At 61.1% G+C, this 13,055-nt stretch carries 11 protein-coding genes; 7 read left to right on the forward strand and 4 right to left on the reverse strand.

Annotated elements, in window-relative coordinates; translation table 11 throughout:
- The first annotated feature begins 38 nt into the window (after positions 1–38).
- Complete coding sequence (locus tag HMPREF3009_RS06115) at positions 39–749, forward strand: TIGR03089 family protein (RefSeq protein ID WP_070680719.1); 711 nt, start codon at positions 39–41, stop codon at positions 747–749.
- A gap of 24 nt (positions 750–773) precedes the next feature.
- The gene (locus tag HMPREF3009_RS06120) at positions 774–1,496 is read left to right on the forward strand and encodes a sulfite exporter TauE/SafE family protein (RefSeq protein WP_070680721.1); all 723 of its coding nucleotides are present in this window, start codon (positions 774–776) and stop codon (positions 1,494–1,496) included.
- Between the two features lie 104 nt (positions 1,497–1,600).
- Here the strand turns inward: HMPREF3009_RS06120 and HMPREF3009_RS06125 are convergent, their stop codons facing one another.
- Both HMPREF3009_RS06125 and HMPREF3009_RS06130 read right to left on the reverse strand, forming a co-directional pair.
- The gene (locus HMPREF3009_RS06125) at positions 1,601–2,548 is read right to left on the reverse strand and encodes an endonuclease domain-containing protein (protein WP_070680815.1); all 948 of its coding nucleotides are present in this window, start codon (positions 2,546–2,548) and stop codon (positions 1,601–1,603) included.
- A gap of 166 nt (positions 2,549–2,714) precedes the next feature.
- A complete protein-coding gene (locus tag HMPREF3009_RS06130) occupies positions 2,715–3,596 on the reverse strand; it encodes a LysR family transcriptional regulator (protein ID WP_232760999.1) in 882 nt (293 codons plus the stop codon).
- Between the two features lie 129 nt (positions 3,597–3,725).
- On the opposite strand from HMPREF3009_RS06130, the gene HMPREF3009_RS06135 reads away from it, so the two are divergent.
- The 5 genes from HMPREF3009_RS06135 (at position 3,726) to HMPREF3009_RS06155 (ending at position 10,125) form a co-directional block, all read left to right on the forward strand.
- The gene (locus tag HMPREF3009_RS06135; protein ID WP_070680723.1) at positions 3,726–5,411 is read left to right on the forward strand and encodes a thiamine pyrophosphate-dependent enzyme; all 1,686 of its coding nucleotides are present in this window, start codon (positions 3,726–3,728) and stop codon (positions 5,409–5,411) included.
- A 12-nt stretch (positions 5,412–5,423) separates the two neighbouring features.
- The gene (locus tag HMPREF3009_RS06140; RefSeq protein WP_070680726.1) at positions 5,424–6,761 is read left to right on the forward strand and encodes an amino acid permease; all 1,338 of its coding nucleotides are present in this window, start codon (positions 5,424–5,426) and stop codon (positions 6,759–6,761) included.
- A 13-nt stretch (positions 6,762–6,774) separates the two neighbouring features.
- On the forward strand, positions 6,775–7,815 hold the full coding sequence (locus tag HMPREF3009_RS06145; RefSeq protein ID WP_070545231.1) for a histidinol-phosphate transaminase: 1,041 nt from the start codon (positions 6,775–6,777) through the stop codon (positions 7,813–7,815).
- Positions 7,816–7,965: 150 nt separating this feature from the next.
- Positions 7,966–9,342 (forward strand): NAD-dependent succinate-semialdehyde dehydrogenase, encoded by a 1,377-nt coding sequence (locus tag HMPREF3009_RS06150; RefSeq protein WP_070680728.1) that lies wholly within the window; start codon positions 7,966–7,968, stop codon positions 9,340–9,342.
- 9 nt (positions 9,343–9,351) lie between these two features.
- Positions 9,352–10,125 carry a nuclear transport factor 2 family protein gene (locus HMPREF3009_RS06155; protein ID WP_070517824.1) on the forward strand — a complete coding sequence of 258 codons (774 nt, stop codon included), beginning with the start codon at positions 9,352–9,354 and terminating at the stop codon, positions 10,123–10,125.
- A 224-nt stretch (positions 10,126–10,349) separates the two neighbouring features.
- Here HMPREF3009_RS06155 and HMPREF3009_RS06160 read toward each other — a convergent pair whose 3' ends face one another.
- Positions 10,350–11,579 (reverse strand): aromatic amino acid transport family protein, encoded by a 1,230-nt coding sequence (locus HMPREF3009_RS06160; protein ID WP_070680731.1) that lies wholly within the window; start codon positions 11,577–11,579, stop codon positions 10,350–10,352.
- A 73-nt stretch (positions 11,580–11,652) separates the two neighbouring features.
- On the reverse strand, positions 11,653–12,981 hold the full coding sequence (gabT, locus tag HMPREF3009_RS06165; protein ID WP_070680734.1) for a 4-aminobutyrate--2-oxoglutarate transaminase: 1,329 nt from the start codon (positions 12,979–12,981) through the stop codon (positions 11,653–11,655).
- Positions 12,982–13,055: the final 74 nt, after the last annotated feature.

The raw sequence follows: 13,055 nt of genomic DNA on the forward strand, positions 1-13,055 counted from the left end.
GTGGCGGGGCGAGTGCCTGCCACCTACGATGGGCGGACATGGAACTCCTACAGCATCTCCTGTCCGCCGATGCCTCTGCTCCCCGGCTCAGTGTTTATAACGAAACTGACGGCACGCGCATGGACTTCTCGGCGCAAACGCTGGAGAACTGGACCTCCAAGATCGCCAACATGCTGCTGGAAGAGCTCGACCTCGAGCCCGGAACCGATTCCCGAATCCTCATCGACCTTCCAGTGTCCTGGCAGGCAGCGGTCATTGCGCTTGGGGCACTAGCCGCGGGCATCCCCTTCGACATAACCGACGGTGCGGCTGCCTCGCAGCCGCACGCCGACGATATCGCCGTGGTTTTCACCTCTCCGGAGGCCTACCTCAAGGCTGCGGCGGACGCGGGCTCCGGCTCTGCATCGGCCCCACTGGTCGACACGGTTCTGGTCACTCAGGATCCTTTTGGCCGCGGCGTTGTCGAAAGCGGCGGCGAACTGCCACTGGGTACCATCGACTTCGGCCCCACGGTGCGCTTTTATGGCGACCACTTCTACGGTTCCACCACTCCGCTTCCGGAGCTTTTCCCCACCGAGTTGGGCGCTGAGCGCGTGCTTTCACAGGGTTGGACGGACAGCGCTTCCTTCCAGCACGCAGTACTCGAGCCGCTGGCTGCGGGCGGCTCCGCCGTCATTGTGGCGGGCCTGTGCTCGGCCGACCGCTTGGAGGACATCGCAGACAACGAGAAGGTCACCGTCCGCTCCTAAACCCCGTCATGAGATAGTAGAGCAATGTTCAGCTGGCTGTATATCTTCATCGGCGTGCTCATCCTCGTGGGCACAATTTGCCAAGGAACCATCGGATTCGGCCTAGGCACCATCGCCACCCCGATCTTGGCGCTGATTAAGCCGGAGCTTGTTCCCGCGCTCATCCTCCTGCTGGCCTTCGTCATCTCAACGACCACGATGCTCAAGTCACGCTCGGCGGTGTCCTGGGACATTGTGGCCATTTCCTCCATCGCGCGCATCCCCGGCTCACTCGCGGGTGCGTGGGCGATTGCTTCCCTCTCCCACCGCGGGCTCTCCCTTTTCATCGGCTGCGCCGTCATCTTTGCCATGACCTTGTCCAGCCTCGGCTGGTCTCCCAAGCGCACCACCGCCAACATTGCTGTCGCGGGCGCTGCTTCCGGGTTTCTGGGCACGTCGACGTCCATCGGCGGCCCGCCCATGGCGTTGGTACTCAAGGGCTACGACCCCGCCCGCATTCGCGGCACGCTGTCGGGCACCTTCATCATCGGCTGCACCATCTCGCTGGCAATCTTGGGTTTGAGCGGGCAAATCACTAGCCTACAGCTCACCGCCGCCGCGGCCTACCTGCCGGTAGCCATCGTGGGCCTCATCGCCGCCGGCTACCTTAACCGTTTCATCAACGCCAAGGTACTCAACCGCATCGTTCTTATCGTGGCCATCAGCGCGGCCTTAGCGCTCATTGTTGAGGGGCTGGTTGCTGCCTAGCGCCCGCGACCCGCTTTCGGGTTCAACTGCCGGGCTCACGCTTCACACTGCCCGTCCTGCCAAAGTTCTCGCCTCCGGTTCAGATCTGGCAATAACTTCGTCACCTAGGGCAGTTGGGGGGGCTCCGGAAAGTCGGGCGGTTCTGGATAGTCTGGCGGTTCCGGCGGCACAGGCGGCAAATACCCCAAGTGCTCGTTGTACTCCCATGGTTTTGGTTTAGGAGGCAGCACGCCCTCATGCCAGAAACCAATGAATTTGAAGTAGCGCTTCTCAAAGTCCGGATTCCTGGCATTGGCTATCTGGTCGATGACATAGTCCAGATGATGAGCCACGCAATGACCTGTGTAGCGCAGCGTTAACCACCCAATCAGTGCGCCCTCGTTGTTCTTCCAATGGTCCCGCAACCATGACGCTTGCTGGGAATGGAATTTCATCCCGTTGATTTCTACCGCGACCTTGAGCTCTGGGAGCACGATGTCCCAAGTGTAGTGACCGATAACAACGTTGCACTCGACCTTGAGCCCGCGCCTTTTCAAGCCTCTTGCCACCTTGACCTCCGCACCAGAATCTGTGAACAACGCAGCTTGCTCCAGCATGCGCTGACTGGCAACGGGGACAACTTTGAGCGCTTCGCGGTGACTATCCAAGCGAGCACGTCCTGCCTTCGAGGAATAGATGGACTCAAACACGCGAATCCCCAGTTCAGGACTAACTGACTTCATAGCGACAAGAGGATTAAGAATCCGGATCCCAGACGAGGTAACAAAACTTTCGATGCTCACCCGCGAGTGCACATAAAAAGTTGATGCCGGCATTCTCTCCACGCTGGCTAGCCTCAGCGGAAAAGTGACAGGCTCGCCAAGGAGCACCTGCGCAGCCGTTGTTCCTGTCGCCTTAAGGAATGGCCGGTGCTCCTGTAACAGCTTCAATAGTTCTAATGGCTCGGGCCTGCCCCAGACATAGAGCCCCTTGGCCAGTCGCGTTACCTCTCCTCGGCGCACGCGAGTTGCAAGCGCACCTTTAGACAGATCGCGCACAATGCCGTGTTTCATGTCATTTCCCCCGTTAAGCTCCAAGGTAACACGGTTCACCACTGAGTGCTGAGCAACTGCCATTGCTGCCAAAGTTATCGCTTCTGATTCAGGATCTGCCCAGAAGTTTGGCAACTGGGGCAGTTATCCACTGCGAAACGAAGCGCCCAGCACTAAGAAAACCATCTCAGCGAAGCGACCCCGCAATAAAACTACGGAAGCGCTCAGCAATCTGCGCAATTTCCTGCCCCGCGAAGTGCCCCGGGGACCACGCCGCCACCAGCGGCACACCGCCCAGAGCGCGCTCACCATCGACCACGTCGAAGCCCACCAGCCGCGGCGGCTGCAGCTCCGTCATCAGAGCCACGGCTCGGCCCGAGCGGGCCAAAGCACTCAAAGTTGCGGTGTCATCGCACTCGACGTGCGAGCCCAACGCACAGCCAGCCGTACCCACGAAAGAATCCACCACCCCGCGGGACACGCTGCGCCGCGAAGGCAGAGCCACCTTTTCTTGCAATAACCGTTTAACCTCCACGCTGGTCGAACCCGCGCACTCCAGCGCCAATGGGTGCGTCGGCAGCACCCAGGCGCGCACCGGAATCGTGCCCAACGCCAATGAGGCCACGTCATTGCCCGGCGGGATGGTAGCAATCACCACGTCGGCGGAACCTTCCAGCGCGTCGAAGACGTCGTAGTGTGTAACCGGGGTCGTTGTGAGCAGAGGGATAGTCGAACCAGCGGCCTCAATAAAGGGAGCGAGAAGCGTCGAAATCGTCGTCGGCGTAGCAGCCACGCGCAGCGCCGGGATACTGCCCGCGCGGAGTGCCTCCACCGCCTGCCCGGCGCGCGCGGATTCGGCGAGGAGGCGGCGGCACGTCGGAATGAGGGCGTGTGCCGCGTCGCTGAGCGCCAGTGCGGAACCGGCCCGAACAAAAAGCTCCAGGTCCAGCTCCTTTTCAAAGCGCCGCAGCTGCCGACTCAGCGCCGGCTGGGTTATTCCAAGGCGCTCCGCTGCGGCAGTCACCGTGCCGGCTTCGGCGACCGCAAGGAAATATTTGGCCTTCACCATGTCCATTCCCCTACTTCTACCACTAAGCATGCCTTTGGGGCATGGGTTTCCAACTTTCTAGGCATTAGACAACATGACATCAGCAAAGAATAATGAGACCGCTACCACAACAACTCCAGGGAGGTTTCCATGTCACACGTCGGCGCCGCCATTGCCGAATCCCTCGCCGCGCACAACGTCACCCGCGCATTCCTTGTGCCCGGTGAAAGCTTCCTGCCCGTGCTCGACGGCCTCTACGATTCCCCCGTGAAGGCCATCGTCACCCGCCACGAAGGCGGTGCCACCTACATGGCCGAAGCCCACGGCAAAGCCACCGGACAGCCCGGCGTCGCCATGGTGACGCGCGGCCCCGGCGCAGCCAACGCCTACGTGGGCATCCACACCGCCTGGCAGGATGCCACACCACTCGTCCTCTTCGTGGGCCTCATCCCCACCTCGGACCGCGACCGCGAGTCCTTCCAAGAATTCGACCCCAAGGCGTGGTTCGGCACCCAGGCCAAGCAGGTCTTTGTCCTCGACGATCCGTCGCGCGCCTCCCGCGTCGTGGCCGAAGCCTTCTTCCAAGCCCAGCAGGGCCGCCCCGGCCCCGTCATCGTGGGCCTGCCGGAGGATATTCTCCACCAGGAGTTCACCGGCAGCATCCACCCACCCATCCCGGTGTCGGAAGGCGCGCTTTCCGACGAGCACCTGGACCTCCTCTCCCGCGAGCTGAGCCGCGCAGAGCGGCCACTCATTTTCGCCGGCGGCCCGCGCTGGACCCCGGAGGCCGCGGAGAAAATCACTCGCTTCGCCGAAGAGCACCGCATCCCGATCATTCAAGACTTCCGCGCCGCTGACCGCGTGCCTTTCGACTCCCCCGCCAACGCCGGCTGGCTCGGCTATGGGCGCGACCCACGCGCGGCGCAACTTTTGGAAGCTGCCTCCCTCGTCATCGAAATCGGTGCCGTTCTCGGTGATGTTCCTACCGACGGTTACACCTTGCGCCAATCACCGCAGGCACGCAACATCGCCATCAACCCCGATACCAGCCTGCGCGGCCACTCGGTGGCGCTGGTAGAACACATCGTGGCGAGCCCCGTGGCCTTCGCTCACACCCTGGACCGCCTGAGCGTCGAGGGCAAGGACAAGCGCGGCGAGTGGTTTGATACCGCGCACGCGAACCACCTCGACTTCGCCGCCCTCCCCGAGCCCGCGGACTACCGCCCGGGCAAGGAGGGCACGGCCCACATGGAGGCCGTCTTCGCCGCGCTGCACGAGCAACTGCCGACGGATTCCATCTACACCTTCGGCGCCGGCAACCACTGCATCTGGGCCCAGCAGTTCCTGCGCTCGCAGGTCTATCCCTCGCAGTTCAGCGTGCGCAACGGCTCGATGGGCTATTCCATCCCGGCCGCAGTGGCCACCAAACTGCAGTTCCCGGAGCGCACCGTCGTGACCGTTGCCGGGGACGGCGAATACCTCATGAACGGCCAAGAACTGGCCACCGCGCTGCAATACGGCGCGCCTTTTCTCATCATCGTCATGTCCAATGGCGAGTTCGGAACCATCCGCGATCACCAGAAGAAGCACTTCCCCGACCGCGTTTCCGGCACGCAGCTTGTCAACCCGGATTTCGCGGCGGTTGCCCGCGGCTTCGGCGCCCACGGCGAGCTCATCACTGATGACGCTCAGGTACCGGAGGCCGTGGCCCGCGCTCTGCGCGCCATCGCCGAGGACGGCGTACCAGCGCTCCTCAACGTCATCACCGACCAGGCCCATTCCCTGCCTATCCCACCCTCCGCTGTTGTGCACACCAGCGAAACGTCCACCAGCTAAAGGAGGCTCACCATGAGCACGACACATACTCCTCCAACTTCGAATGCCGTACCCGCTAGCCAGCTGAAGGAGGGCGAGCACATTGTGGGCGATGGGGTCGTCGCCAAGCAGCGCCCCGCTGCCTCCACTGCATCGTGGATCATTACGCTCTTCGGCACCGCCGTGGGTGCTGGCATCCTTTTCTTGCCGCTGAATGCCGGCGGTTTCGGGTTCTGGCCGCTGGTCTTTGCCACGGTTTTCATCTTCCCGTTGGTGTACTTTTCGCACCGCACCTACGCGCGGATTGTTGCGGGCGCGCCCACAAAGGACCACGGCAAGGACATCCTCGAGTTGGTCTCCCAGTATCTGGGCAAAGGCCAAGGAATCGTCTTCGCGGTGCTGTACTGGATCACGGTCTTTTCCACCGTCCTCATCTACGGTGTCTCCATCACCAACGCGGTGGATAGCTTCATTGTCAACCAGCTGGGTGGGCCGTCGCTCGACCGGTGGCTGCTGGCCATGCTCTGCGTGGGCGTGATGACCGGTGCCTTCGCCATCGGCCGCAAGCCGATGATCTGGCTGGCACAGGTGCTGGTCTACCCGCTGATTATCGCCCTGGCCGTCACCTCCATCTACCTCATCCCGCGCTGGGACCTCCAGAGCTTCATCCATTTCGATGACGGCTCGAATGGCTACGGCGGCATCATCAAGGGCATCTTCCTCATCCTGCCGGTGCTGGTCTTCTCCTTCTCCCACATGGCGGCGCTGTCGCAGTTCGCCATCGACATGCAGCCGCAATACGGCGAGAAGACCGAAAAGCGCGTTTCCCGCACGGAGTTCTACACCGCTATCCTGCTCGTCGTCTTCACCATGTTCTTTGTATGGTCCTGCGTCCTCGCACTCGGCGCCGACGGCATGAATGAGGCCCTCGAGCACAACATCCCGGTGCTCTCCTACTTCGCCAACGTCACTGGCACTCCGTTCATGGCTTACATGGCCCCCATCGTGGTCATCTGCGCCATCGTCTCCTCCTACTTCGGCCACATGCTCGGTACAGAAGAAGGCACGGAGTACCTGCTGAAGAACGCCGCGCCGAAGCTGGCGGAGAAGGTCTCGCACCGCACGCTGCTCAACATCATTTATCTCATCGCCTTCGTGTGCACCACGCTCGTGGCGATCTTCAACCCCTCCATCATTTCCATGATTTCGGTTGTCTCCGGTGTCTTCGTGGCGTTCATCGTTTACCTGGTTCCGGTGTACATGTTCAAGAAGTTGGACGTGTACAAGAACTTCCGCAATGACCCGTGGAACTACTTCGTCTTCGGCATGGGCCTGCTGATTATGGCCGTGACCATCTGGGACATGATTTAGAAAGGACGTGATTATGCTTCGTAGTGATCTCTCAAGCTTCCCCGAGTACAAGGTAGGCAAGGATTTCCCCAATGCCTTGAAACTCTCCTCCAATGAGGTCCCCTTCCCGCCTGCCGAGGACATCATTGCCGCGGTTGCCGACGCCGCCCGCACCACCAACCGCTACCAGCAGCCCGGCAGCCTGGAACTCACCAATGCCTTGTGCAATTACCTAGGAGTCCCAGCAGATAATATCTTCGTCTCCGCGGGTTCCACGCCCATCCTGCAGGCCACCATCTTGGCTTCTTGTCAGACCGGCGATGAGGTCATCGTGCCCTGGCGCAGCTTCGAGGCCTACCCCCTCTACGTGCGTATGGCCGGCGCGGAACCGATCCTGGTCCCTCTCACGGAGGATTACCGCGTCGACTTGGAGGCAGTCCTCGCCGCTCTGACGGAGAAGACCAAGCTCATCATCCTGTGCAACCCCAATAACCCGACGGGCACCGTCATCACGCGCGGTGAATTCCGCGCCTTCATGGACCAGGTACCCAAGGACGTCGTCGTGCTGTTGGATGAGGCTTACTGGGAATACAACGACGCACCCGATACCCCGGATTCGGTGGAGGAATACCAGCGCTACCCCAACCTGCTGGGCGTGCGCACCTTCTCCAAGGCCTGGGGTTTGGCCGGCATGCGCGTGGGCTACGCGGTGGCAGGCGAAGAGATCATCAACGCGCTGCGGCTGCTCTCCCTACCGCTGACGGTGACCGCCATGGCAGAAACTGCCGCCGTGGAGGTGCTCAAGCGCCACGACGAGCTTGACGACGCCGTCGAGATCACCAAAGCACAACGCGACCGCGTCTGCGCAGAACTGGGAGCCGAGAAGTCCTATGGCAATTTCGTCTGGCTGCCGCGCCCAGATGCCGAAGAGGTGGAGACGAAAATGCTCGATGAAGGCGTGGTCATCCGCCGCTACCTCGATGAGGGTGTGCGCGTGTCCATCACCGATGAAGCAGAAACCACCCAGTTCTTGGAAGCCTGGCGCCGCGCGGGGATTCAACCTTGGCGGGGCTAGGTGGCCTCCTCCTTTCACCCCCTCAGCCCAAGTGCCCCATAAGCCCATACTGAGACAAATGACATAAAACGCAAGGACCTTGCAATAAGTCACATACAACCCCATAATGGGACGCAACCATACACACTTCAATCATTGGAGGATGAAGCAATGTCCGGATTTCGCGTAGAAAACCCCGCTACCGGTGAGGTTCTCGAGACTTTTGATCACGCTACTGACCAGGAGGTCCTGGCCGCTGTCGACTCCGCGCACGAGGCATTCCTCAGCTGGCGCGAGACCCCGATCGAGGAGCGCGCCAAGGTAGTCACGCGCGTTGCCGAGCTCTTCGAAGAGCGCAAGGATGAGCTCGCAGAGATCATCGCTACCGAAATGGGCAAGCCGATCTCCGAGGGCCTCGAGGAAGCCGAATTCAGCGGTGCCATCTTTGCTTACTACGCCGACAATGGCCCCAAGTTTGCTGCCGACGAGGAAATCCCGGTCGAGATGGACGGCAAGGGATACATCCAGCGCCTCCCCATCGGCGCTCTGCTGGGCATCATGCCGTGGAACTTCCCTTACTACCAGGTCGCGCGCTTCGCTGCCCCGAACCTGATGCTGGGCAACACCATCGTCTTGAAGCACGCCACCATCTGCCCGCGCTCCGCGCTTGCCATCCAGAAGATCATGGATGACGCCGGTGTTCCCAAGGGCGTCTACACCAACGTCTTCGCAACCCATGAGCAGGCAGAGAAGATCATCGAGCACAAGGAGCTGCGAGGCGTGTCCCTCACCGGCTCCGAGCGCGCTGGTGCTGCGGTAGGCTCCCTGGCTGCGAAGAACCTCAAGAAGGCAGTACTGGAGCTCGGTGGATCCGATCCTTATGTCATCCTTGACACCGATGACGTCAAGCAGGCAGCCAAGGATGCGTGGGAGACCCGCATGTACAACACCGGCCAGGCGTGCAACTCCAACAAGCGCCTGATCGTGATGGAGGATATCTACGACGAGTTCGTCGCTGAGCTGGTCGAGCTCGCGAAGGCCATGAAGCCGGGTACCCCGCAGGAGGCTTCCGAAACTGTCTACACCCCGTTGTCTTCGCGCAGCGCGGCAGAAAACCTCAAGGATCAGATCGACCGCACCGTGGCGGCCGGCGCCACTCTGCACGTCGGCGGCGAGCTCGTCGATGAGAAGTCTTCCTACTTCAGCCCCGCCGTGCTGACCGATGTTCCGGTTGGCTCTGATGTCTACTACGAAGAGCTCTTCGGCCCGGTGGCCACCGTGTTCAAGGTCAGCAGCGACGAAGAGGCGCTGGAGCTGGCCAACGACACCCAGTACGGCCTGGGCGGTTGCGTCTTCTCCAAGGACGTCGAGCGCGCCGAGAAGATTGCCCAGCGCCTGGAGGTCGGCATGTCCAACGTCAACACCTACGCGGCGGAGGGCGCCGAAGTCCCCTTCGGTGGCGTGAAGAACTCCGGTTACGGCCGCGAGCTCGGCCCCTATGGCATGGATGAGTTCGTCAACAAGCGCACCTACTTCGTGGCCAACTAAGGAGATCCCATGACGTCACTAGGAAACTTCGTTCTCGAGGTCCACACCGCGCTTTTCGACGGCCACGATACCTCCGTCCTGGACAAGCACTTCGCCGACAACTTCGTGGAGCACTCTCCCCTCATCGCTAATGATGCAGAAGGCCTCAAGAAGTTTGTCACGGATCTGGGCGAGGGTCTGAAGTACACCAACGCCCGGGTGATTGCCGACGAAGCCAACGGCCTCGTCGCTTTACATGGTCGCTTCGACGGCATCGAGGATGAGCCGTTCGTTGGTTTCGATATCTACCGCGTCGAGGGCGACAAGATTGTCGAGCACTGGGACAACCTCGTTCCCCTTGCGGAACCGAACGCAAGCGGCCGCACGCAGCTCGATGGCGCTACCGAGATCGGTGATGAGAGCCTCACCGAGCAGAACCGAGAGTTCGTCATCGAGTTCTTCACCCGCTCTCTCATCGGCGGTGACTACTCCGGTTTCATCGACAACACCCGCGATGATCAATTTGCCCAGCATTCCCCTGATATCGCCGACGGCGCCCAAAACTGCGTCGATTTCCTCACCAAGCTGCAGGAAGATGGCGAAGGTCTGGAGTATGAGCGCATCCACCGCACAGTTGCACAAGGACAGTTCGTTCTGACCCATTCCGAAGGCAGCATCGCTGGTGCGCGCCATTCCTATTGCGAGCTGTGGCGCGTCGAGGACGGCAAGCTCGTCGAAATGTGGGATGCCATTTCTGAGGTCCCCTCCGATGACGAGGCGCTTCATAAGCACGGCATCTTCTAGGCCATAACCCAGGTTGCAAACCTAGGCCGCACGCCGAAAGGCTGGGCCGCTCCTTGATACGGGGAGCAGCCCAGCCTTTTCGTGTTTTCGGCGCGATCTGGAACCAGGTCCGGGCCGAAACTGCCCGTTCTGCCAAAACCCTCGCTCCTGACTCAAGATCTGGCCCGAACTTTGGCAACTAGGCGAGTTCGTCGCGTCTAAAAGTGCCGCATCTAAAGCTGGCTCTAAGCCCAGCCTGCCGGCACCAACCCGAGGATGGAAATGATCGAGTAGATGAAGGCCAAGACATAAACCACGATGATGGTTCCTTGGATTACCGGGTGAGCGAGTCCGCCCACGTTCCAGCCCGGGTCGCGGTCGCCCTTCTTACGGGAGGCGTGCAGCAGCATCACCGGGATGACGGACATGATGGCGCCTGCGAAGCCACCGGCATAGGACAATGCCGCAACGAAACCGCCGAGGCCAGCAATGGAAATCACCAATGGCGGAACAACCGTCAGCGCCACTGCCACGATGCGCTGTCCCTTCACGCCTTCCCAGTGGAAGATGTCGAGGACGTTGCGCATGGTGGTAAAACCAATCGCCAAGAACGACGTCAGCATGGCCGCCAGCGCAAAGATATTGGCCAAGTAGTAGGCCACCGGACCCAGTGCCTCACCCCAGGCAATGGTCACCACCTCGGTGACCTCCATGCCAAGCAGACCAAGGGCGGCAAAAGGAACCAACGCCAAGGTAAAGCCCGTCACCACCATGCCGAGCACAATTGCCCGCGCGGTCTGCTGTGGCTTGGCTGGGTCCATGCCCTGCACCAGTTCCGGAACCACGTACTGTGCCAGGAAGGAGAACACCGCGAGGTTCAGAATCGGGACAATGAAGAAGGGATGAAGAACCAGCAGGTTCTCAGCCTTGATACCCGGTCCCAGGATTGTCCATCCACACAGCACCGCGATAATGATCGCCATACCGGCAGTGATGGCCCCCTCAGTGGCACCAGTGGTGTGCAGACCGCGGTACATCACCCATGAGCCAAACCCAAAGAAGATTAACGTGCCCAGAAGCGGCGGCAACCCGAAGATGTTGTTGATCAAGTCACCCGAACCAGCAGCATAGGCAATCAGCGCACCGATGCCGTTGACGATGATGGCCACGAAAACCAACCAGCGGCCCCACTGCCCCAGGTAATGCTCCGCCAATCCGGAAACCTGCAGCGGCGCCTTGGTGCGCATGGCTGTCTCCGCCACGTACAGCATGGAAATGGTCGTGAGGGTGCCTGCTATCAGCAAAGCGATAACGAGTGCGAGGAACCCTCCGTTGCGGGCAGCATAAGGAATAGAGAGGACACCAGCACCGATGTTGGTGCCGAAGATGAGGGCGATGCCCTGCACGAAGGACAGCGCGGGTTTGAACTCCGCCGTGGACTCATCCTTCTGCGGCACAGAAATGTTGTTGGACAAAGACTTCTCCGATAACTAAGGACTAATAAAACAGGAGCTCACCCGGAAAGAACCGGGTGAGCGAAAGAGTGAACTACTTGTACTCGTTGAACTGCTTGACGACGACCTGCAGCGCCTCACGCCACAGGTCCTCCGGGATAGCCAGGGAAGGCAGGAAGCGGATGACGTTGTGGTCGAGGCCGCAGGTGAGGATGAGCACGCCCTCGGCCTTGGCGGCGTCGGCAATCTTGTGCACCAGCTCGGAATCCGGCTCGCCCTCAGCGGTGACGAATTCGAGGGCAAGCATGGCGCCGCGGCCGCGGAACTCTGCTACGCGCTCATCGCCCAGGATGGGTTCCAGCTCCTCACGGGCAATCTTCTCCAGGTTCTGGGCACGTGCACCGAAGTCCTTCTCCTCGAACTCCTTGAAGGTTGCCAGCGCAGCAGCACAAGCCACCGGGTTACCCGTGTAGGTACCGCCCAGGCCGCCCGGCTGCGGAGCATCCATGATCTCCGCACGGCCGGTCACCGCTGACAGCGGCATGCCGGAGGCAATGCCCTTCGCGATGGTCACCATGTCCGGAACGATGCCCTCATGATCGGAGGCGAACCAAGTACCGGTGCGCATCATGCCTGCCTGGATCTCGTCGACGATGAAGACCACGTCGTTGTCGTTGCACCACTTCTGGATTGCTGTGAGGTAGCCCTCGGCAGGGACGACGAAACCGCCCTCGCCCTGGATCGGCTCAGCGACAACGCAGGCCAGGTTGGCTGCGCCGACTTCCTGCTCAATCATGGTGATGGTCTTCTTGGCAGCCTCGGCGCCGCTCAGGCCGTCACGCAGCGGGTAGGACATCGGGGCGCGGTAGATCTCCGGCGCGAAGGGACCGAAGCCATTCTTGTAGGGCGACTGCTTGGCGGTCATCGCCATGGTCAGGTTGGTGCGTCCATGGAAGGCGCGGTCCATGACGACAACGCCGCGCTTGCCGGTGTAGTTACGGGCAATCTTCACGGCGTTCTCAACGGCCTCTGCGCCGGAGTTGAACAGCGCGGTCTTTTTCGGGTGATCACCCGGGGTGACCTCGTTGAGTTTTTCTGCCACGGCCACGTAGGACTCGTACGGGGAAATGGTGAAGGAGGTGTGGGTGAAGTGTGCAACAGCTTCCTGCACCGCGGCCACGACGGCCGGGTTAGAAGCGCCGGCAGAAGTCACGGCGATGCCGGAGGCAAGGTCGATGAAGCGGTTGCCGTCAGCATCGGCAAGAATGCCGCCATCCGCGTCCACCACGTAGCCCGGAAGCGAGGGCGCCATGCCCGCGGGAAGGGCATTCTTGCGACGCTCATCCAGGGCGGCGCTCTTCGGACCCGGGACCTGCTGGCCCAGGTGGCGGGACTGCTCAATGTGGTACTGAAGTTCCTGCATGGTCTTCCTTTTGTGTTGGGATGAATAGGATGCCACTTAGTGTGGCCCCTACCACCCTTGCGGCACTATCGACA

The organism is Corynebacterium sp. HMSC034H07, assembly GCF_001815175.1.
In the GTDB taxonomy this organism is placed as follows: Bacteria; Actinomycetota; Actinomycetes; order Mycobacteriales; family Mycobacteriaceae; genus Corynebacterium; species Corynebacterium hiratae.